Origin of the sequence: Rhodococcus sp. 05-340-2 (assembly GCF_002258915.1) — a bacterium.
In the GTDB taxonomy this organism is placed as follows: domain Bacteria; phylum Actinomycetota; class Actinomycetes; order Mycobacteriales; family Mycobacteriaceae; genus Rhodococcoides.
This window is the reverse complement of the sequence record NZ_NOYU01000006.1, coordinates 421,318-441,114: the sequence shown is the minus strand read 5'-3', so window position 1 is coordinate 441,114 and position 19,797 is coordinate 421,318. Positions and strand designations below refer to the sequence as shown.

20 protein-coding genes are annotated in these 19,797 nt (G+C 64.3%); 13 read left to right on the top strand and 7 right to left on the bottom strand.

All coding sequences use genetic code 11. From position 1 onward, the window contains the following. Window positions 1-3: 3 nt before the first annotated feature. Together CH271_RS03600 and mqo are read right to left on the bottom strand one after the other, a co-directional pair. A complete protein-coding gene (locus tag CH271_RS03600) occupies window positions 4-999 on the bottom strand; it encodes an MBL fold metallo-hydrolase (RefSeq protein ID WP_256986175.1) in 996 nt (331 codons plus the stop codon). 9 nt (window positions 1,000-1,008) lie between these two features. After that, window positions 1,009-2,331, bottom strand: a complete 1,323-nt coding sequence (gene mqo / locus CH271_RS03595) for a malate dehydrogenase (quinone) (protein ID WP_094632673.1) — start codon at window positions 2,329-2,331, stop codon at window positions 1,009-1,011. A gap of 70 nt (window positions 2,332-2,401) precedes the next feature. On the opposite strand from mqo, the gene CH271_RS03590 reads away from it, so the two are divergent. From CH271_RS03590 to CH271_RS03570, 5 genes are all read left to right on the top strand, one after another. Beyond that, entirely contained in the window at window positions 2,402-3,064 is a 663-nt protein-coding gene (locus CH271_RS03590; protein ID WP_179274746.1) for a TetR family transcriptional regulator, read from the top strand. A gap of 97 nt (window positions 3,065-3,161) precedes the next feature. Next, on the top strand, window positions 3,162-4,601 hold the full coding sequence (locus CH271_RS03585; protein ID WP_094632671.1) for a gamma-aminobutyraldehyde dehydrogenase: 1,440 nt from the start codon (window positions 3,162-3,164) through the stop codon (window positions 4,599-4,601). Continuing rightward, a complete protein-coding gene (locus CH271_RS03580) occupies window positions 4,598-6,550 on the top strand; it encodes a primary-amine oxidase (protein ID WP_094632670.1) in 1,953 nt (650 codons plus the stop codon). The genes CH271_RS03585 and CH271_RS03580 overlap by 4 nt, the downstream gene beginning before the upstream one ends. A 27-nt stretch (window positions 6,551-6,577) precedes the next feature. After that, entirely contained in the window at window positions 6,578-7,465 is an 888-nt protein-coding gene (locus CH271_RS03575; protein WP_094632669.1) for a universal stress protein, read from the top strand. Next, the gene (locus CH271_RS03570) at window positions 7,458-8,975 is read left to right on the top strand and encodes an APC family permease (RefSeq protein ID WP_037186847.1); all 1,518 of its coding nucleotides are present in this window, start codon (window positions 7,458-7,460) and stop codon (window positions 8,973-8,975) included. The genes CH271_RS03575 and CH271_RS03570 overlap by 8 nt, the downstream gene beginning before the upstream one ends. Window positions 8,976-9,042: 67 nt before the next feature. Here CH271_RS03570 and CH271_RS03565 read toward each other — a convergent pair whose 3' ends face one another. Continuing rightward, on the bottom strand, window positions 9,043-9,660 hold the full coding sequence (locus tag CH271_RS03565) for a TetR/AcrR family transcriptional regulator C-terminal domain-containing protein (RefSeq protein ID WP_256986174.1): 618 nt from the start codon (window positions 9,658-9,660) through the stop codon (window positions 9,043-9,045). 82 nt (window positions 9,661-9,742) lie between these two features. Between CH271_RS03565 and CH271_RS03560 the strand changes: the two genes are divergently transcribed. Continuing rightward, complete coding sequence (locus CH271_RS03560; RefSeq protein WP_094632668.1) at window positions 9,743-10,729, top strand: nitrilase-related carbon-nitrogen hydrolase; 987 nt, start codon at window positions 9,743-9,745, stop codon at window positions 10,727-10,729. Next, window positions 10,726-11,772: an agmatine deiminase family protein gene (locus CH271_RS03555; protein ID WP_179274745.1), complete on the top strand. Its 1,047-nt coding sequence runs from the start codon at window positions 10,726-10,728 to the stop codon at window positions 11,770-11,772. Before CH271_RS03560 ends, CH271_RS03555 begins: the two co-directional genes overlap by 4 nt. A 10-nt stretch (window positions 11,773-11,782) precedes the next feature. On the opposite strand, the gene CH271_RS03550 is transcribed toward CH271_RS03555, so the two are convergent. The 3 genes from CH271_RS03550 to CH271_RS03540 all read right to left on the bottom strand — a co-directional run bounded on the left by CH271_RS03550 (window position 11,783) and on the right by CH271_RS03540 (window position 13,172). Beyond that, on the bottom strand, window positions 11,783-12,109 hold the full coding sequence (locus CH271_RS03550) for a hypothetical protein (protein ID WP_143545999.1): 327 nt from the start codon (window positions 12,107-12,109) through the stop codon (window positions 11,783-11,785). Window positions 12,110-12,441: 332 nt separating this feature from the next. Further along, complete coding sequence (locus CH271_RS03545; RefSeq protein WP_094632666.1) at window positions 12,442-12,963, bottom strand: hypothetical protein; 522 nt, start codon at window positions 12,961-12,963, stop codon at window positions 12,442-12,444. After that, window positions 12,960-13,172 (bottom strand): helix-turn-helix transcriptional regulator, encoded by a 213-nt coding sequence (locus CH271_RS03540; RefSeq protein ID WP_094632665.1) that lies wholly within the window; start codon window positions 13,170-13,172, stop codon window positions 12,960-12,962. The genes CH271_RS03545 and CH271_RS03540 overlap by 4 nt, the downstream gene beginning before the upstream one ends. 181 nt (window positions 13,173-13,353) lie before the next feature. On the opposite strand from CH271_RS03540, the gene urtA reads away from it, so the two are divergent. The 6 genes from urtA to CH271_RS03510 all read left to right on the top strand — a co-directional run bounded on the left by urtA (window position 13,354) and on the right by CH271_RS03510 (window position 18,868). Continuing rightward, the gene (gene urtA / locus CH271_RS03535; protein WP_094632664.1) at window positions 13,354-14,631 is read left to right on the top strand and encodes an urea ABC transporter substrate-binding protein; all 1,278 of its coding nucleotides are present in this window, start codon (window positions 13,354-13,356) and stop codon (window positions 14,629-14,631) included. Between the two features lie 72 nt (window positions 14,632-14,703). Beyond that, window positions 14,704-15,588, top strand: coding sequence for an urea ABC transporter permease subunit UrtB (gene urtB / locus CH271_RS03530; RefSeq protein ID WP_037186827.1), 885 nt, complete (start codon window positions 14,704-14,706; stop codon window positions 15,586-15,588). Beyond that, window positions 15,585-16,676: an urea ABC transporter permease subunit UrtC gene (gene urtC, locus CH271_RS03525; protein WP_037186825.1), complete on the top strand. Its 1,092-nt coding sequence runs from the start codon at window positions 15,585-15,587 to the stop codon at window positions 16,674-16,676. The genes urtB and urtC overlap by 4 nt, the downstream gene beginning before the upstream one ends. Continuing rightward, window positions 16,673-17,503, top strand: coding sequence for an urea ABC transporter ATP-binding protein UrtD (gene urtD / locus CH271_RS03520; protein WP_037186823.1), 831 nt, complete (start codon window positions 16,673-16,675; stop codon window positions 17,501-17,503). The genes urtC and urtD overlap by 4 nt, the downstream gene beginning before the upstream one ends. After that, complete coding sequence (gene urtE / locus CH271_RS03515; RefSeq protein ID WP_037186821.1) at window positions 17,496-18,188, top strand: urea ABC transporter ATP-binding subunit UrtE; 693 nt, start codon at window positions 17,496-17,498, stop codon at window positions 18,186-18,188. The genes urtD and urtE overlap by 8 nt, the downstream gene beginning before the upstream one ends. An 11-nt stretch (window positions 18,189-18,199) precedes the next feature. After that, window positions 18,200-18,868 carry a GntR family transcriptional regulator gene (locus CH271_RS03510; RefSeq protein WP_094632663.1) on the top strand — a complete coding sequence of 223 codons (669 nt, stop codon included), beginning with the start codon at window positions 18,200-18,202 and terminating at the stop codon, window positions 18,866-18,868. A 4-nt stretch (window positions 18,869-18,872) separates the two neighbouring features. On the opposite strand, the gene CH271_RS03505 is transcribed toward CH271_RS03510, so the two are convergent. Further along, window positions 18,873-19,790: an ABC transporter substrate-binding protein gene (locus CH271_RS03505; RefSeq protein ID WP_179274756.1), complete on the bottom strand. Its 918-nt coding sequence runs from the start codon at window positions 19,788-19,790 to the stop codon at window positions 18,873-18,875. Window positions 19,791-19,797 lie beyond the last annotated feature (7 nt).

Sequence of the window (19,797 nt, the reverse complement as noted above, 5' to 3'; positions counted from 1 at the left end):
CACCTACTGCTCTCGCAGGAACCGTCCCGCGTCCGCGAACGCCCGTGCTCGACGCGTCAGCGTGGGTGGCGCAGGCTTCTCGCCGCGCCACAGGCGGTAGAGGGTGCTCATGCTCAGGATGAGTCGTTCCGGTGAGTCCCAGTGTGCGTATTGCCGGAATTCGTTCGATTTCAGCAGGTTTCGGGCGGCCTCGGTGGAGTCGAGTCCGGCGTCGAGGCAGTTGCGTCCGGCCTCGGACACCCAGGTCCAGTAGTTGCGGACGGCGCGGATCTCGTCGGTGCCGCACAGGGGTCCGTGGCCGGGGACGTAGACGGCGGCGTCGAGCTCGAGGAGATGGTCGAGGGCGTCGATCCAGTTCTGCAGCGGACCGTGCCAGAGCACCGGGGTGGCGTCGATGAACAGCAGGTCGCCGGCGAACACGACTCCGACGTCGGGTAGATGAGCGATGAGATCACCCTCGGTGTGCGCCGGGCCCAGGTAGCGCAGATGGACGGATCTTCCTGCCACATCGATGGTGTCGGTGGTCTCGAAGGTGTGATCGGGCAGCCGCGGCAGAGCCCCGGGGAAGGTGGCGTCGCCGCGGACCCGGTTCATGTAGGAGCCCATTGCCCCGACCGGTCCCGGCACCCAACCGATCTTCGCACCGAGAGAGGCGAACGCGTCAACCCCTTTCGGTGGTGTCTCCTCTTTCATGGCATGCAGAGACGCGGCGCTGGTGGTGATGCGCGCAGTGGCGGGGACGGTGTCGTTTCCCCACCAGTGATCACCGTCGGAGTGGGTGTTGAGTACTTCGGTGATCGGCGCGTCGGCAACCAGTTCGGCGGTGTCGACGGCGACCCGCTGCGCCCAGTTCACATCCCACACGGTGTCGATCAGCATCGACGCGGACCCCGGGCTCACGATCAGTCCGGTGTTGGTCTGTCCCCAACTGCCGGGCGGCCGCATGAATGCCCAGGTGTCGTCGGCGATCTGTCGGTACCCCACCTCTGTGTCTCCCACCGCCACAGGCTAGCCGGTGAGCAGCTCGTTCAGGTGGGAGTCCCACTGCCGTTCCGGGAAGCACCGATTCAACAGCTCGATCAGGATGGGTACGGCAGTGGACGCACCGGGCGACGCGCCGAGCACGGCCGCTATCGTACCGTCCTGCGAGGCAACCACTTCGGTGCCGAACTGCAGTGCACCGTTTTTCACGATCTGAGCGCGCTGACCGGCGCGGGCGATAGACCAGTCCGCGGAGTCGGCGCGCGGCAGAAACTCACGCAGCGCGGCGATCTTCCTGCTCCGCGTCGCGGTCAACTCGGAGAGCAGCAACCCGATCAACGGAGTGTTGCGACGGGCCATCGACAGCAGCGAGCCGATGTTGTCCGCCTCGATCGAGCGCGGCAGGTCCATCAGGGATCCGTGTTTCAGAAACTTCGGGTTCGCCCCTGCGTACGGTCCGAACAGGACCGATCGCCGCCCGTCGACGATTCGAGTGTCCAGGTGCGGCACCGACATCGGCGGAGCTCCGATGGGCAGTGTCCCGTAGACCTTGGCATCGTGCCGATCCACCAGTTCGGGCCGATCACAGCGTAGGAACTGTCCGCTGATCGGCAACAGTCCGTAGCCTCGCGCCTCGGGAATTCCCGCTCGGCGCAGCAACTTCAGAGCCCATCCACCGGCTCCGACGAAGACGAAGCGAGCACGCTCCACCGGCCGACCGCCCCGCACGTCGAGTCGCCAGGACCCATCTCTGTTCTGGCGCAATCCACGCACTTCACGGCCGGTCTCGACGCTCGCGCCTGCGACCGCCATGGCGTCGAACAGCTGCCGCGTCGCTGCGCCGAAGTCGACGTCGGTACCCGTCGCATCGCGGGTCGCCGACCACCGCCCCGTCCTGCCCTCTGCCACGAGCGGTGCCCATTGCTGCAGCACCGCAGCGTCTTCGGTGTATTCCATGGCCTCGAACAGTGGGTGAGCACTCATTGCACGATGCCGTGCGCGCAGAAACTCGACGTTGTCTGCACCTCGTACGAGCGTCATGTGCGGCACCGGGCGCACGAAGTCCACCTGGGGCAGTGTCGACCAGAAGCGACGGGTGGTCGCGAACTGCTCGGCGATGCCCACGGCTCGATCGACGTCGACGGTTCCGTCGGATCGCAGTGTCGTGTAGTTGGTCTCGCACAGACCGGCATGCCCGGTGCCGGCGTTGTTCCATCCGTCGGATGCTTCCGCGGCCACTCGAGGCAATCGCTCGAGCACTCGGATCGACCAGGTCGGTTCCAGTCTTTGCAACAGCGTTCCCAGTGTCGCGCTCATGATTCCGCCGCCGACGAGGATGACGTCGTCCATCTTCCACCCCTTTCTCGTACTAAGTACAAGTCACGCTAGCACCGACTCGTACACCTGTATAGTTCTGCCGATGCCACGCTTGACCAGGACAGCCGTCGTCGACGCCGCGTTGGACGTCGCATACCGTCGCGGACTGGACTCGCTCACCATCCGCAAGATCGCCACCCAACTGGGCGTCTCCCCCATGGCGATCTACTGGCATGTGAAGAACAAGGACGAGCTACTCGATGCCATGGGTGACCGCGTGTGCCAGGACCTCGAGATCACCGTGGATCCCGCGGCACCGTGGTGGGAGCAGTTACGGACCGTGCTCGAGGATTTCATACGCGCCTTACGCGCCCACCCGGGCGCAGCCGACATCGTGGTTCCTCGAATGCTGTTCTCACCCAACAGTAGAGAGGCGATGGAGTTGGTGTTGAGGGTCCTCGGCGAGGCCGGTTTCTCCCTTCCCGACGCCACCCAGCTGGCCCGTCACGGCGTCCGGGTCGCCATTTCACTCATCACCGAGCCACTGTTCACCGGTGTAGAGGTCGAGCCGGAGCGTCGGGCACACGTCGAGCGGGAGGTGGCGTCCACGATGGAGTCGCTCGATTCCGACGAGTTCCCGAACATCCTCGCGTCGGCCGAACATCTCGGCGATCCCACCTCGCGTCCGGCGTTCGAGAAGCTCGGTCTCGACACCTTCATCGCGGGCGTCAGGGCCCTGGCCCGAGAGACCGACATTCCGTCCTGATTCGAAGCGATGCATTGGACATCTTGTCGGGTGGCGAAGTCTCGTCCGTAGGTGCAGGCTTTGCAGAACCGAAACAGTCGACGCTAGGGGTTCAGTGATGACGGTGCCTGTCCTGCAGAACTACATCGACGGGGCATTCGTGACGCCCTCGGGCACCGAGATGCTCGATGTGATCAGCCCGGTGGACGAGTCGATCGTCGCCCACTCCCCCATTTCCGACGCCGCCGATGTAGAGGCCGCGATGTCGGCCGCTGCCAGCGCATTCGAGACCTGGGGCAAAACGACGCCGGGCGAACGGCAGAAGGTGTTGCTGAAGCTCGCCGACGCCATCGAGGCGCACAGCGACGAGATCGTCGAAGCGCAGAGCCGCAACACCGGCCAGCCCAAGGCCACCATCGCCGCCGAGGAAGTCACCGTCGGTGCAGATCAGATTCGCTTCTTCGCGGGCGCGGCCCGGATGCTCGAGGGCAAGTCGGCCGGCGAGTACATGGACGGCTTCACCTCCTATGTTCGACGCGAACCGATCGGTGTCGTCGGCCAGGTGACCCCGTGGAACTACCCGTTCATGATGGCGATCTGGAAGATCGGTCCTGCGCTGGCCGCCGGCAACACCATCGTCCTCAAGCCCAGTGACACCACTCCCGAGAGCACGTTGGTGCTCGCGAAGCTGTCCAAGGGCATCGTTCCCGACGGTGTGCTCAACGTCGTCCTCGGCAACGGCGGCACCGGTGCCGCGATCGTCGAGCACAAGACTCCCGGCCTGGTGTCGATCACCGGTTCCGTCCGCGCCGGCATCGCAGTGGCCGTGGCCGCCGCCAAGCAGCTCAAGCGCGCGCATCTGGAACTCGGCGGCAAGGCTCCGGCAATCGTGTTCGACGACGTCGACATCAGCAAGGCCGCAGACGGTATCGCCGAGGCCGCGTTCTTCAATGCCGGCCAGGACTGCACCGCCGTCACCCGCGTCCTGGTCCACGAGTCCGTGCACGACACTCTCGTCGAAGCGCTTGTCGCCAAGGCGAAGACACTGAAGGTCGGCCTCCCCGACGACCCCGATACCTTCCTGGGCCCACTGAACAACATCAATCACTTCGGTCAGGTGAGCACCAAGGTCGACGGCATCGGCGCGCATGCCACGATCGTCACCGGCGGCAAGCGCATCGGCGACAAGGGTTTCTTCTTCGAGCCCACCATCATCACGGGCGTGCAGCAGTCCGACCCCATCGTGCAGGAAGAGACATTCGGCCCGGTGCTCACGGTGCAGAAGTTCACCGACGAGGCCGAGGCGATCGCGCTGGCCAACGACGTCGACTTCGGTCTCGCGTCGAGCGTCTGGACCTCCGATCATGCTCGCACACTGCGCATCTCGGCAGCTCTGGACTTCGGTGCCGTCTGGGTCAACTGCCATATCCCGTTGGTGGCGGAAATGCCGCACGGAGGATTCAAGTACTCCGGTTACGGCAAGGACCTCTCGGCGTACGGCGTCGAGGACTACACCCGCATCAAGCACGTCATGAGCTCGACGGAGACCATCGCATGACCTCACCGCAGAGCACCTTCCACCCACTCGATCCCCTGTCCAGCGACGAATTCGCCACTGTGGCCGAGGTTCTCGGCCGCGATCACGGCGTCGGCGACGGCTGGCGCTATGCCTCCATCGAGATGATCGAACCGTCCAAGCCCGAGATCGCCGCGTTCGACGTGGCCGGGACCGTACCTGCCCGTCGAGCAGTTTCGGTGGTGTTGAACCGCGCCGAGAACAGCACCTTCAAGGCCGTCGTGTCACTGGACGATCGCACCACCGAATCGTGGACGAACATCCCGGACGTGCAACCCAACTTCACCGTCGACGAGTGGGAGGAGGCCGATGCGGCCTTGCGTGCCCACCCCGATGTGATTGCTGCCCTTGCCGATCGAGGTATCACCGATCTGGATCTGGTGTTCATGGACACCTGGACCTACGGCGAGGCGGTGACACCCGAGAAGTACAAGGGTCGACGCCTCGGTTGGTCCGACACGTGGGTCAAAGCTGCGGAGGGTGCCAATCCCTACGCCGGACCGGTGGGCGGATTCCACTGCGTGATCGACGTGAACACGATGGAATTGCTCGAGATCGAGGACACCTATCGCGTCGAGCGGCCGGAGATCATGGGCGAGTACGTCCCTCGCCATATCCCGGAGCGAATCAGGAACGCCAGCACACGCCCGCCCTTGAAGCGCCTCGAGATCACTCAATCCGACGGGCCCTCGTTCGACCTCGACGGCAACAAGTTGACGTGGCAGAACTGGTCGCTGCGGGTGGGATTCAACTATCGCGAGGGCATGACACTGCATGCCGTCAGCTACAACGACAACGGGAACGTGCGGTCCGTCGCCAATCGAATGTCGTTCGCGGAGATGGTCGTTCCCTATCGCGATCACACCGAGGATCACTATCGACGCACCGCGTTCGACATCGGCGAGTGGGGTCTCGGTTTCATGACCACCTCGCTCGAGCTCGGGTGCGACTGCCTCGGCGAGATCCGCTACCTCGACGCGGTGCTGCACAACAGCAAGGGTGAGCCGTACACGATCACCAACGCGATCTGCATCCACGAGGAAGACAACGCCGTGCTGTGGAAGCACGTCGATCACGACGCCGGGGCCGAAGTCCGACGGATGCGTCGCCTCACGGTCAGCTTCCATGCAACCGTCGCCAACTACGAGTACCTCGTCTATTGGCGGTTCTATCAGGACGGCAACATCGAGTGCGAGGTTCGCGCGACGGGCATCATGGTGGTCACCCACTTCGACGAAGGCGGCACGCACCCGTCGGGCACGCTGGTAGACAAGCGGACCTACGCGCCCTATCACCAGCACTTCTTGGTCGCCCGGCTCGATCTGGATATCGACGGCACCGAGAACACCGTCTATGCCAGTGAGACGCAACGCGTTCCGATGGGCCCGGACAATCCCTACGGCCTCGCGCTGACTCAGGTCAACACTCCCCTGACCACCGAGTCCGAGGGCAAGCAGGATTACGACTGGAACACCCAGAAGGCGTGGAAGGTCGTCAACGACAACGTCACCAACGGCCTCGGCACCCGGCCCGCGTACAAATTGGTTCCGGGAGCGGCGATCCCGTCGATGTTCGATCCCGCGTCGCCGATCTTCCAACGCGCCCAGGTGATCGGGCACACCGTCTGGGTCACCCCGAACTCACCCGACGAGCGTTGGCCCAGCGGCGAGTTCGTCAACCAGAGCGGCGTCGACCACGGACTTCCGGAGTGGACCGAAAAGGATCGCAGCATCGAGAACACCGATGTCGTCGTCTGGTACACCTTCGGCATCCACCACATCACTCGGCCGGAGGACTGGCCGGTGATGCCCGCGGACACGGTCTCGTTCTGGCTCAAGCCGTTCGGGTTCTTCGATCGCAATCCCTCGCTCGACGTCGCACCGTCGGAGCCGAAGTCGTGCCACACCGATCCCGGTAGCACCTGCCATTAGCTCGCCAACCTCAGGGAAGGTCCGCCCATGCGTCTGATCGTGGGGTACCAGGCAACACCGAGTGGAGCGGACGGAATCGCCCTGGGCGCAACGCTCGCGCGTTCGCTGCAGGCATCGCTGGACATCTGCCTGGTGCTGCCGCAGGAGCGTCCGGTGCCGTCCAAGGCGCCGGTCGAGGCCGCGTACGACGACATACTGATCGATCGGGCCACCGGCTGGCTCGACGAGGCACTCACGCTGGTACCCGAGGATGTGCAGGCACGCGCACACCTGTTGTTCGACGAGTCCTTCGCGCAGGGTCTGCTCGACGCGGCCAGGAGTGGAGCCTGCGGAACGACCGAGGGCGACGAGGAGTCCGATGCGTACATGATCGTCGTCGGTGCGGCCGGCGACGGTCTGCTCGGACGCCATTCGATCGGTACCGTCACCAGCGATCTGCTGCACGTGGCGCATGTGCCGCTCGCGCTGGCTCCGCGGGGGTATCGGCATTCTCCGCCGCAGCGCATCAGGGAGATCACCTGCGCCATCGGAAACAGGCCGGGGGCAGCAGAACTGATCGAGGCAGCCACCGACCTGTCCGTCACCGCAGAGTTGCCGTTGCGCCTGCTCTCCCTCGTTTCCGCGGACGAGCAATCGGCGCAGGGACAGGGCGGTCTCGCCAAGGCCGAGGAGGTGCTGCGCACCGTGCAAGCGGAATTGCCCGCGGGATCGGACGTGCAGTTGAAGGTGGCGGAGGGCTCCGGCATCGAGAAGGCCGCTTCTTCGCTCGACTGGCACGACGGCGATGTGTTGATGGTGGGGTCGTCTCGACTCGCCCAGCCTCACCGTCTCTTCCTGGGATCGGTTGCCGCCAAGATGCTTCGGGTCGTTCCCGTTCCGATGATCGTTGTTCCGAGAGAGGCCGGCGATGAATGAGCACAAGGTAGTGGACGTCGAGTCCAAGGGCCTGTCCGCCGGCCAGCTCGGGTTGCTCGCAAGTGTGGTCCTGGGCATCTCGACCATTGCACCCGCGTACGCGCTCACCGCGTCGCTCGGGCCGACGGTCACCGAGGTCGGGGTCCATCTGCCTGCGATCTTCATCGTCGGCTTCATCCCGATGTTGTTGGTGGCGTTGGGCTATCGAGAGCTCAACGCAGCCGAACCCGACAGCGGCACGTCGTTCACGTGGGCGTCGAAGGCCTTCGGACCGTACGTCGGCTGGATGGGCGGGTGGGGCCTGATCGCGGCAACCATCATCGTGCTCTCGAACCTGGCCGGAGTGGCCGTCGACTTCTTCTATCTCTTTCTCGCCCAGGTCACCAGCAACGACTCCTTGGCCGACCTGACCGGCAACAAGCTCGTCAACATCGTCACGTGCCTGGTGTTCATGGCGTTGGCGGCGTGGCTCTGCTACCGCGGAATGCAGGAGACCAAGCGTGTCCAGTACACGATGCTCGGCTTCCAGCTGCTGGTGATGGCGTGGTTCATCGTGGCCGCGTTCGTCAAGGTCGGTGCGGGCGACGGGGCCGAGGACATCTCGTTCAGCCTGGACTGGTTCGACCCGTTCGGCATCCCGAGCTTCTCCGCGTTCACCGCGGGCCTGTCCCTGTCGATCTTCATGTACTGGGGTTGGGACGTCTGTCTGACGGTCAACGAGGAAACCTCGGGCAGCGCAAAGATTCCCGGCCGCGCAGCGCTGGTCACGGTGTTCTTCATCATCGTTCTGTACTTGCTCACCGCAGTGGCCACCCTGCTCTTCGCCGGCACCGGCGACACCGGAAACGGACTGCAGAATCCCGACACCACCGACAACGTGTTCGCCGCCCTCGCCGGGCCGGTGATGGGTCCGTTCGCGATCCTGCTGTCCCTGGCCGTGTTGAGCAGCTCCGCCAGTTCACTGCAGGCCACGTTCATCTCGCCGGCCCGCACGTTGCTCGCGATGGGTCACTACCAGGCCCTGCCGAAGCGGTTCGCCTCCATCACACCGCGATTCAGCACACCGGGCTTCGCGACGCTCGTTGCAGGCGGGGCATCGGCCGGCTTCTACGCCGTGATGCGGGTGGTGAGCGACAACGTGCTCACCGACACGATCGCCGCGCTCGGCCTGATGATCTGCTTCTACTACGGCATCACTGCATTCGCCTGTGTCTGGTATTTCCGTGAAGAGTTGTTCACCAGCACCCGCAACTTCTTCTTCAAATTCCTCGCCCCGCTACTCGGTGGCGTCGGCATGGCCGTGGTGTTCGTGCAGACCTCGGTCGATGCCTGGGATCCCGAATTCGGCAGCGGCTCATCGCTGTTCGGAATCGGCATGGTGTTCCTCATCGGCGTCGGCATCATCGTTCTCGGCATGGTCATCATGGCGGTGGTAGCACTGCGCAAGCCGGAGTTCTTCAAGGGCGACATTCTCCGCCGTGATACTCCGTCGCTGATCGTCGAGGACTGACGCTCTCCCTGGCCTTCGTCAGGGACGGGAGTGCTCGATGCCCCACCGGAACGCCGCTCCCACCGGCTCAACCGTCGAGCACGTCCGAGGCCATGGGGTCGAATCCGGCCAGCAGCGCTCGAAGCCCGTACTCGAAGGCATCCTCGGATCGCTCGCGCAGATCTCCCGCGGTGTCCAGTGCAGCTCTCAGTTCCGGTTCCACGTCGCGGCTGCTGAGCCACGGTGCCTCGGGAGCGGCCAGATCCAACGCCGAACCCAACACGTAACTGTCGAGCACAGTGATGATGCGGAGCACGTCTGCGGGCGCGAAGCCGGCGTCTGTCAGCACCCGCGCCAGCGTGTTGTACATCCCGAACGCAGCACTGCTGTTCACGGCCTGAGCCGTCAGCAGTGGAATCAGCCGCGGGTAGCGTCCATAGCTGTTTCGATAGCCGCGCGCGATCCAGGCGAGCGCCTCACGCCACGGCACACCGACCTCCGGCATCTCCACCTCGGACATCGCCCGACCCCGCAGCAACTCGATGATCTCGTCGCGTCCGGACACGTGGTTGTAGAGCGAGGACGGACTCACCTTCAGCTTCTTGGCCAGCTGAGGCATGGTGAATCCACCCGACTCTTCGACGAGAGTCAAGGCCGCCGTCGTGATGCGATCGAGGTCGAGCAGGGGTGCCGACGGTCGTCCCACAGCATTTCTCCCGTATCTGTTGCGTTCGAGGCAGACATCCACGATACTTAACGAATCACATTCGTTTTAACAGGAGATCAGCATGCTGACACTCACCAATCTCGCCGCCCCCGAGGCCCTGACCCGCACCACTCCGACCGATCGCGCGCCGCTCCGCGTCGGACTGGTGCAGCATCGCTGGAACCCCGATGCCGCGGCACTGAAAGCCGAACTGCTCGAGGCCATCTCCACAGCCGCGGACCTCGGAGCGAAGGTCGTCTTCCTGCCCGAGATCACCCTGTTGCGCTACCCCGCCGACACCCGGGCCGGAGCCAACCCCGGTAGCGAAGCCGAGGAGTTGCTGACCGGGCCCACGTTCACGCTCGCCGCCGAGGCCGCAACCGCGAACGGCATCGTGGTCCATGCCTCGCTGTACGAGAAGTCCGAGGCAGCAGACGGATTGGGGTACAACACCGCCATCATGGTCTCACCGACAGGCGAACTGCTGGCGAGAACCAGAAAGCTGCACATCCCCATCTCGGCCGGCTATTACGAGGACACCTACTTCCGGGCCGGACCGGCCGAGGACCCGTATCCCGTGTACTCCCCGGCCGAACTCGGCGGTGCCCGAGTAGGCCTGCCCACCTGCTGGGACGAGTGGTTCCCCGAGGTCGCGCGCAGTTACGCGCTCGGCGGCGCAGAGATTCTCGCGTATCCGACGGCCATCGGGTCCGAGCCGTCGTTCCCCGCCTTCGACACCCAACCGCTGTGGCAACACGTCATCGCCGGCCATGGCATCTCGAGCGGCCTGTTCATGGTGGTGCCCAATCGCTGCGGCGACGAGGGCGAGATCACCTTCTACGGCTCGTCGTTCATCTCCGATCCGTTCGGCCGCATCCTGGTTCAGGCACCCAGAGACGAATCGGCCGTCCTCGTCGCGGATCTCGACCTCGATCAGCGTCGGGAATGGTTGGAGCTCTTCCCGTTCCTGTTGACACGCAGACCCGACACCTACGGTCGCCTCACCGAACCGGTGAACACCGACGCCCCGTACGGTGACGGACACCCCGCGACTCCGGTGATCAAATGACAACCACTGCAACGACGTTCACCATGCCGTCCGAGACCGCTCCGCAGGACAAGGTGTGGATGGCGTTCCCGTGCGAGGGCTACTCCCTCGGAGACGACCCGGAGGCGAAGCACGAGGCCCGCTCCACGTGGGCGGCCGTGGCGCACGCTGTTGCCGCGTTCGAGCCGGTGACCGTCGTCGTCGACCCCGCCGAACGCGCCGTGGCATCGACCTACCTCTCACGCGACATCGACATCGTCGAAGCACCGTTGAACGACGCCTGGATGCGCGATATCGGTCCGACATTCGTTCACGCACAGGACGGTTCGGTCGCCGCCATCGATTGGATCTTCAACGGCTGGGGTGCACAGGACTGGGCGCAGTGGGACAAGGACAGCCGTATCGGCGAATTCGTCGCGAATCAGGCTGCAGTACAGCGAATCACGTCGCCGATAGTGAACGAGGGCGGCGGCATCGCGGTCGACGGCGCGGGCACGCTGTTGGTGACCGAGACCGTGCAGCTCGACCCGGGCCGCAACCCCGGACTGTCGAAAGCCGACATCGAAGCGGAACTAACACGAACCATCGGTGCGCAGCACGTCATCTGGCTGCCGCGCGGACTGACGCGCGATTCCATGCGTTTCGGTACCCGCGGACACGTCGACATCGTCGCGGCCATTCCGTCGCCGGGAACAGTGCTGGTGCATCGGCAACACGACCGGGCTCACCCCGACTACGAGGTCAGTTCACTGATCGTCGACACCTTGCGTGCCACTCACGACGGCTCGGGTGAGGACTGGAACATCGTCGAGGTGCCTGCTCCGCGGACACTGCGTGATGCCGACGGCTTCGTCGACTACAGCTACATCAATCATCTGGTCGTCAACGGCGGCGTGATCGCCTGCAGTTACGACGACCCGTCCGACGCCGACGCGGCAGCGATCCTGCGCGACGCGTACCCGGGCCGAGAGGTGGTGACCGTGGACGCGAGGCCACTGTTCGAGCGAGGCGGCGGGATCCACTGCATCACCCAGCACCAGCCTTCGGCGAGAAAGCTCGGCTGACAGTCGGGTCCTACGAGCTGCGACGAACCTCGAGCTGCTCGCCGACGGTGACGGTGTGCGCCTCGGTCACGCAGTCCAGGCGTCCGTCGAAACGCAGTGAGACGTTGTATTCACCCTGCTTGAGGTTGAACGTGGTGATGGTGATGCTGGTGGCGTTCTCGTCCACGACCACACGCCGACTCAACGACAGCATCCCGTTGTGCAGAACTTCGCACATCTGCCCCGGCAGGACGTTGTCCACGTGAACCGTGATGGTCTTCGGTCCGCCGAGAGCCTCGATCGTGGGCTGCGGCGTGCTCGATCCGACGAGTCTGAGGTAACTCTTGTCTCTGCGCACGGCCTCGACTTCCCTGTTAGCGTGCTCCACCCGAAGGTGAACGTCCGACGTGGTCTCGTTATTGGTTCGTGGCGCGATGGAAGACGGATTGGTTTCACACATCGTCATCGGCCTCGACCCGAGCCTTCCTTTACATCGGGGGCGCAACCGTCCGCGTTACGAACCCGCCTCCGACCAGCCCACCCACAGCCGCAAACATCCAGGGAATCTCGATGTCATCGGTCAGAACATACCTCCCGTACCGCGGATCTGCGAGCAGACCGTTCGAACCGATATCTTTACGTATCTTTGCACCCTGTAAAACTCCGCGCTGCTGATTCGCGGCGCCAGAATCAGTCCGTCTCCTCGAAGCCCTGCAGTTCGGCCTTCTCGGCGGCGAGCTCGGCGTCGTGCCGGCGACGCCGTCTGCGCTTGATTCCCACAGCGCCGGCGACGAGCCCCAGAGGCGCACCGATCGCGGCCCCGAACAACACCGGCCCGAAGCTGCCGCCACCGTAATGAATCAGTAGCCGAATACCAGCTCCGCCGAAGCCCAGGAAATACAGCACCAAGCCGACCATGAGCCGGGGGCGGCGTAATTCCTGCACTGTGTACATATCGATCCCCCGAGCCCGGGCGTACCCGATGACCACGTAGGCGACGGTGAGGAGCGCGACGATTGTCCCGATCGCCACCCACGCCCCGGTGACACCCGCCACATAGGGCAGGATCGCACCCGCGATCAACCCGATCCACAGCAGTGACTGGAATCCGACGGCCGAGGCCTCGTTCCAGATGTCACGTTGCAGCTCGTCGGCGTAGAACTCGTCGTCGAGGTCACCGACGAATCGGGCTGCTCTGACGAATGCGCTCATGATGAGGACTCTCCTTCGTCTCCGAACAGTGTTTCCACCGTCGTATCGAGTGCGCGCGCCAATCGCAGCGCCAGGTAGACGCTCGGCGCATAGTCGCCGCCTTCGACGGAGACGATGCTCTGACGACTCACCCCGCAGATGCTGCCGAGTTCGGCCTGGGTGATGCGTGCCAATTTGCGATGCGCGCGAACGTTGTTCGTTCCGGGCATACCCAAAAGTCAACTCTGCTTGTCATAAAATGTCAAGAGGAGTTGTCATCTCACGGCATTTACGTCCGCGTAACGCGGGAAACAGACTCGTGACCGCAGAACATACCGACGCAATAACTTCCCTTTACTGTTCGCAATCGCGAATACAACTCCGTATACAAAACCTCCGAAAGGGCCGTAGATGCCTGCTGTCTCGAAGCGCATGTCCTTCAAGCGCGTCATGGTCGTTCCCGCAGCGCTGGCTGCATTGAGCCTGGTAGCCACCGCGTGCGGAAGCAAGGCGAGCGACACCACCTCCGCCGATGGCGGCGGCGGTTCTGCCACCTCGTGTGTCGACACCTCCGGTGACACCATCAAGGTCGGCTCGCTCAACTCCCTGTCCGGCACCATGGCGATCAGCGAAGTGACGGTGCGTGATTCGATCGCGTTGGCCGTCGAGCAGATCAACGCAGCGGGCGGAGTCAACGGCAAGCAGATCGAGGTCGTCGCCGAGGACGGCGCGTCCGAGCCCACCGTGTTCGCCGAGAAGGCCGAGAAGCTGATCAGCAGCGATTGTGTCGCAGCCGTTTTCGGCGGTTGGACCTCGTCGTCGCGCAAGGCGATGCTGCCCGTGTTCGAGGACAACGACGCTCTCCTCTACTACCCCGTGCAGTACGAGGGCCTCGAGGCGTCGAAAAACATCTTCTACACCGGTGCCACCACCAACCAGCAGATCATTCCGGCCCTGGACTACCTGAAAGAGAAGGGCGTCAAGTCCCTCTACCTCGTCGGTAGCGACTACGTCTTCCCGCAGACGGCCAACCGCGAGATCAAGGCCTACGCCGCGGCCAACGGAATCGAGATCAAGGGCGAGGACTACACCCCGCTCGGCTCGACCGACTTCTCCACCATCGTCAACAAGGTGCGCTCGGCCGACGCCGATGCGGTGTTCAACACCCTCAACGGCGACTCGAACGTCGCATTCTTCCGCGAGTACACCAATGCCGGCCTCAAAGCGGCTGATATGCCGGTCATCTCGGTATCGATCGCCGAGGAGGAAGTGGCGGGCATCGGAGCCGCGAACATCGAGGGCCAGCTGACCGCCTGGAACTACTACCAGACCGTCGACAGCCCGGAGAACACCAAGTTCGTCGCCGACTACAAGGCGAAGTACGGTGCCGACAAGCCCACCTCGGACCCCATGGAAGCCGCCTACACCTCGGTCTACCTGTGGAAGAACACCGTCGAGAAGGCCAATTCCTTTGCAGTGGCCGACATTCAGGCTGCGGCCGACGGTGTCAGCTTCGCCGCTCCCGAGGGCGAGGTCGTCATCGACGGCGACAACCACCACATCTCCAAGACCGCCCGCATCGGTGAGATCCGCCCCGACGGACTGATCTACACGGTGTGGGAGTCCCCCGAAGCGATTGCACCCGACCCGTTCCTCGAGACCTACGACTGGGCCTCCGACCTCAACTGACCACCACCCATGTGAATGGAACTTCGTAGCCTGCTACGAAGTTCCACTCACATGCTCCGAAGGAGCTCCCCCATGGACGTCGTGATCGGACAGTTGTTCACCGGCCTGTCGATCGGATCCATTCTCTTGCTCGCCGCCCTCGGGCTCTCACTGACGTTCGGTCAGATGGGCGTCATCAACATGGCGCACGGCGAGTTCATCATGGCCGGTTCGTACACGGCCTACGTGGTGCAGCAGATCGTCTCCACCGGCGGCGCATCACTGTTCATCTCTCTGATCGTCGGCTTCCTCGTCGGTGGTGCCATGGGAGTGTTGTTGGAGGTCACGCTGATTCAGCGCATGTACCACCGACCACTCGACACCCTGCTCGTGACGTTCGGCGTCGGACTCATCCTGCAGCAGCTCGCTCGCGACATCTTCGGAGCGCCGGCGGTCAACGTCGTGTCCCCGGGATGGCTGACCGGTGGCGTCGACATCCTCGGTGCCGTGGTGCCCAAGACCAGAATCTTCATCCTCGTCCTCGCGGTCGTCGCCGTTGTCGCGCTGTCGATCGCATTGAAGAAGACCGCGATGGGTCGACGCATCCGTGCGGTGGTCCAGAACCGCGATCTCGCGGAGACCTCGGGCATCTCGAGCCGCAGGACCGACATCTCGACGTTCTTCCTCGGCTCCGGTCTCGCCGGTGTCGCAGGCGTCGCGCTCACCCTGATCGGTTCCACCAGTTCCACTGTGGGACAAAGCTATCTGATCGACGCCTTCCTGGTGGTCGTCGTCGGCGGCCTCGGCCAGATCAAGGGTGCGGTCATCGCCGCCTTCGCTCTGGGAATCCTCAACTCGTTCATCGAGTACAGCACCACAGCGTCGATCGCCAAGGTCATCGTGTTCGTGCTCATCGTGATCTTCCTGCAGGCCCGCCCGCAGGGCTTGTTCGCCGTCAAGACAAGGAGCCTGGTATGAGCGAGTTCATCGCCAAGCGCGGCGCTCTACTGGGATTCGCGCTCGCCGCGATTCTGTTGTTCGCCGTCGCTCCGGCCGTCCTCAGCGACTTCCGGCTGAACCTGCTGGGCAAGTTCATCTGTTACGCCATCGTGGCCGTCGGAATCGGATTGGCATGGGGGCGTGGCGGAATGCTCACCCTCGGGCAGGGTGTCTTCTTCGGCATCGGTGCCTACATCATGGCCATGCACCTGAAGATCTCCGACGCCGATCTGCGTGGTGACGACGTACCGGACTTCATGTCGATCGCCGGAATTCGCGAACTGCCCTCGTACTGGGTGCCGTTCACCTCGCCGATCACCACGATCCTGGGCATCCTGTTCGTGCCGGCCCTGGTGGCACTGGTGCTCGGTCTCGGCGTGTTCAAGCGTCGAGTCAAGGGCGCGTACTTCGCGATCCTCAGCCAGGCACTCGCCGCCGCGTTCGCCATTCTGCTCATCGGGCAGCAGAGCACCGGTGGATCCAACGGTCTCAACAGGTTCCGTACGTTCTTCGGGTTCAACCTCAACGACCCTGCGAACAAGCAGATGCTGTTCTTCATCGCCGCAGGCGTACTGCTCGTCGTCGTCGCCATCACCCGCCAGCTGATGTACTCGCGCTACGGCGAGCTGTTGGTGGCGGTGCGCGATCAGGAGGAGCGGGTGCGGTTCCTCGGGTACGACCCCGCCAACGTCAAGATCGTGGCCTACGTGGCCGCCGCGTTCTTCGCGGGTCTCGCGGGCGCACTGTTCGTTCCGATCGTCGGCATCATCTCCCCCAACGACGTCGGCATCGTCCCGTCCATCGCGTTCCTCATCGGTGTCGCGATCGGCGGTCGCACCACCCTGCTCGGCCCGGTCCTCGGCGCGCTCGGCGTCGCCTGGGCTCAGACCACACTGTCCGAGCAGTTCCCGTCGGGCTGGACGTATGCGCAGGGGCTGCTGTTCGTGGTGGTCGTCGGGTTCTTCCCCGCCGGTATCGCAGGACTGTTCGCGCTGCGCAAACGAAAGAAGGAATCCGAACCGGTTCCCGAACCGAGCGAAGAGCCAGAGAAGGAACTGACGCGATGATCCATGTCGAAGGTCCGCAGCCCACGTTCGGCGGCAACGCCGGCATGTCGAGTCAGTACCTCGAAGTACGCGACCTGACAGTCAGTTTCGACGGTTTCAAGGCCAACACCAACGTCGATCTGACGCTGATGCAGGGCGATCTACGCTTTCTCATCGGACCCAACGGTGCCGGCAAGACCACGCTGATCGACGCCATCACCGGCCTCGTCCCGGCGACCGGCTCGGTCACCAAATCCGGCGTGGAACTGCTGGGCAAGAAGGTGCATCAGATCGCGCGCCTCGGCATCGGCCGAACCTTCCAGACCGCCAGCATCTTCGAGAATCTGACGGTGCTGCAGAACCTGGACATAGCCGCCGGATCCGGACGATCGGTGCTGACGATGTTGCGTCGTCGCGGATCGGTGCTGCCTGCCATCGAGGAGGCTCTCGAGACCATCGGTCTGACGGCCGAGCGTGACAAACCCGCGGGAATTCTCGCGCACGGTCAGAAGCAGTGGCTCGAGATCGGAATGTTGTTGGTGCAGAACGCCGATGTGCTTCTACTCGACGAGCCGGTCGCCGGAATGAGTCACGAGGAACGCGAGGAGACAGGTCAGCTGCTGCAACGCATCGGCGGTGAGCGGACCGTGGTGGTGGTGGAGCACGACATGGACTTCATGCGCATGTTCGCCACCTCGGTGACGGTGTTGGCTGCCGGACGCGTTCTGGCCGAGGGCACAGTGGCCGAGGTACAGGCCGATCCGAAGGTCCAAGAGGTCTATCTCGGCACCGCAGCGGCGGGCGAGGAACTCGAACAGATCGCAGAAGAAGGAGCCGGTCATGCTTGAACTGGTCGATGTGCGTACCGGTTACGGCCGCAGCGAGGTGATTCACGGTGCTTCGCTGACGGTTCCGGCCGACGGTGTGGCCGCGGTGATGGGACACAACGGCGCGGGCAAGACCACTCTGCTGCGGGCAGCGGTCGGATTGCTCAAGGTCAATTCCGGCAAGGTCATGTTCGACGGTGAGGACGTGAGCGCGTTGCGTCCCAGCGCCCGCGTCGCCCGCGGACTCGCGTACGTGCCCCAGGGTCAACAGTCGTTCGGCCAGTTGACCACGGCCGAGAATCTGCAGGTCGTCGCCGACGGCCGCAAGCGCGGTAAAGCTCTCGTCGACGAGGCACTCGATCTCTTTCCGGCGTTGAAGGAATTGCTCGGTCGCAGAGCGGGATTGCTCTCGGGCGGTCAGCGCCAGCAGCTCGCGATCGCGCGGGCACTGATCACCGAACCGCGGATGTTGATCCTGGACGAGCCGACCGAGGGCATCCAGCCGTCGGTCGTCGCCGAGATCGAACGCACCGTCATCGAACTCACCCGACGCGGAGGCCTCGGAGTGTTGTTGGTGGAACAGCACATCGGCTTCGCACTCGAGTCTGCGCAGAACTACTACATTCTCGAGGCCGGCCGCATCACGTCCACCGGCGTGGGCGGAGCCGAATCCGAGGCGGACGTCCGCGCAGCCATGGCAATCTGACCGGACGCATCGTGCCGCGCAAGGACCTTCGCGAGAAGGTCTATTCGTCACTGCGCCGGGATCTGATCTCCGGTGCCATCAGCTCCACTGAACGGCTCGGCGAGGAGCGTCTCGCCGAGCTGTACGGTGTCTCGCGCACTCCGGTGCGCGAGGCACTGGCGCGGTTGCAGGCGGACGGCCTCGTCACCCGCGACGACGCCGGTCTCCACGCGTACCGCCCACGACTGGGCGAACTGCCCGATCTCTACGAGCTGCGGGCCACCCTCGAAGCCCGCGGCATCACTCGCTCGATGTCGCACCCGGTCGATCGATCGTCGCTCTCGAACCTGTTGGACACCTGGATCGGTTTGCGTGCAGATCCTCCCGGGACCACCGACGATCTGGTGTCGCTCGACGAGAACTTCCACGTCACATTGTTGGCCGCGTCGGGTAATCCGGCTCTGACCGAGGCGCTGTGCACCGTCAACGCCAAGGTGCGTCCGGTTCGGATACTCGGCGGACTCGACGCCGCCGCCGTCGTCTCGGCGATCGATCAACACATCGACATCGTCGAACGCGTGCTCGCCGGGACCCTGGACTCGGCACTGGAACTGCTACTGGCTCACATCGATTCCTCACGCGATCGAGTGCTCGAGCGGGCCGAGCAAGCTGCGGCGCTGGCGGGAGCCGTCCGAATCTGACGCGTCAGGCACTACCCGAGAGAATCCGATCGATGTCGTCGAGCACGGTCTGCCCACCCATGGGCCCGACACCGGTGATCCAGTACGACAGATCCACCGCGTGTGGATTCGGCAGTGCCGCCGCATTGGCGGTGATCGACGCCGGAATCGCTGCGGGGTCCGACGGGTCCGAGGCGGTGACGACGATCAGATCCGCGGCCGCCTGAGCAGCCAGCTCGGGCGAGAGGTCGACCGAGATCTCGTCGGCCCATTCCGGCCTCGGCGGAGTGGTGAAGCCTGCGCATTCGAGGGTGCTCCCGGCGAACGACGACGGCCCGTACAGGGTCAGTTCGCCGGCGCGTGGACGAATCAATTGTGCTGTCTTGCCGGCGGTGTCGAATTTCTCGGCGATCTCGGCACACCGGTCGTCGTACGCGGTCAGCAGTTTCTCCGCGTCGTCCTGCTTGCCGAGGGTGCGTCCGACGAACCTGACGTTCTCGCGCCACGGATCGGATTGGGATGCCATGAACACCGTCGGCGCAATGGCGGTGAGTTGGTCGTAGTACTCGGCGTGTCGAGTCTCCGTGCCCAGGATGAGATCCGGCTGCAGGGCCGCGATGTCCTCGATGGTCGGTTCGGCAACCGTACCGACCATCGCGATGTCCGCGGCTTCGGTACCGAGGTACGACGGCACGCCGCTCGCCTCGCTGAGCACTGCGGTACCGACGGGCACGACGCCGAGGGCGATGGTGGTGTCGAGCTCGACCGGCTCGAGGGTGACGACGCGCAGCGGGGTCTCGGGAACGTCGACCGTTCCCCGGACGGTCTCGACGGATCGCGTCGCGCTGCCTGCGCCGTCGGAGACGGCGTCGGAGACGGCGTCGGTGGACGAACACGCCGACGCAGTAACCCCGAGGGCGGCGATGGTGAGGGCGAGGGCCATGATGCGG

Coding starts and splice junctions, on each gene's coding strand:
- CH271_RS03570 (WP_037186847.1), top strand. CDS start 7,458: ATGAATGAGCACAAGGTAGTGGACGTCGAGTCCAAGGGCCTGTCCGCC.
- urtE (WP_037186821.1), top strand. CDS start 17,496: ATGCTTGAACTGGTCGATGTGCGTACCGGTTACGGCCGCAGCGAGGTG.
- CH271_RS03590 (WP_179274746.1), top strand. CDS start 2,402: ATGCCACGCTTGACCAGGACAGCCGTCGTCGACGCCGCGTTGGACGTC.
- CH271_RS03540 (WP_094632665.1), bottom strand. CDS start 13,172: ATGCCCGGAACGAACAACGTTCGCGCGCATCGCAAATTGGCACGCATC.
- urtC (WP_037186825.1), top strand. CDS start 15,585: ATGAGCGAGTTCATCGCCAAGCGCGGCGCTCTACTGGGATTCGCGCTC.
- CH271_RS03585 (WP_094632671.1), top strand. CDS start 3,162: ATGACGGTGCCTGTCCTGCAGAACTACATCGACGGGGCATTCGTGACG.
- urtA (WP_094632664.1), top strand. CDS start 13,354: ATGCCTGCTGTCTCGAAGCGCATGTCCTTCAAGCGCGTCATGGTCGTT.
- CH271_RS03545 (WP_094632666.1), bottom strand. CDS start 12,963: ATGAGCGCATTCGTCAGAGCAGCCCGATTCGTCGGTGACCTCGACGAC.
- CH271_RS03555 (WP_179274745.1), top strand. CDS start 10,726: ATGACAACCACTGCAACGACGTTCACCATGCCGTCCGAGACCGCTCCG.
- CH271_RS03575 (WP_094632669.1), top strand. CDS start 6,578: ATGCGTCTGATCGTGGGGTACCAGGCAACACCGAGTGGAGCGGACGGA.
- CH271_RS03580 (WP_094632670.1), top strand. CDS start 4,598: ATGACCTCACCGCAGAGCACCTTCCACCCACTCGATCCCCTGTCCAGC.
- urtB (WP_037186827.1), top strand. CDS start 14,704: ATGGACGTCGTGATCGGACAGTTGTTCACCGGCCTGTCGATCGGATCC.
- CH271_RS03505 (WP_179274756.1), bottom strand. CDS start 19,790: ATGGCCCTCGCCCTCACCATCGCCGCCCTCGGGGTTACTGCGTCGGCG.
- urtD (WP_037186823.1), top strand. CDS start 16,673: ATGATCCATGTCGAAGGTCCGCAGCCCACGTTCGGCGGCAACGCCGGC.
- mqo (WP_094632673.1), bottom strand. CDS start 2,331: ATGGACGACGTCATCCTCGTCGGCGGCGGAATCATGAGCGCGACACTG.
- CH271_RS03560 (WP_094632668.1), top strand. CDS start 9,743: ATGCTGACACTCACCAATCTCGCCGCCCCCGAGGCCCTGACCCGCACC.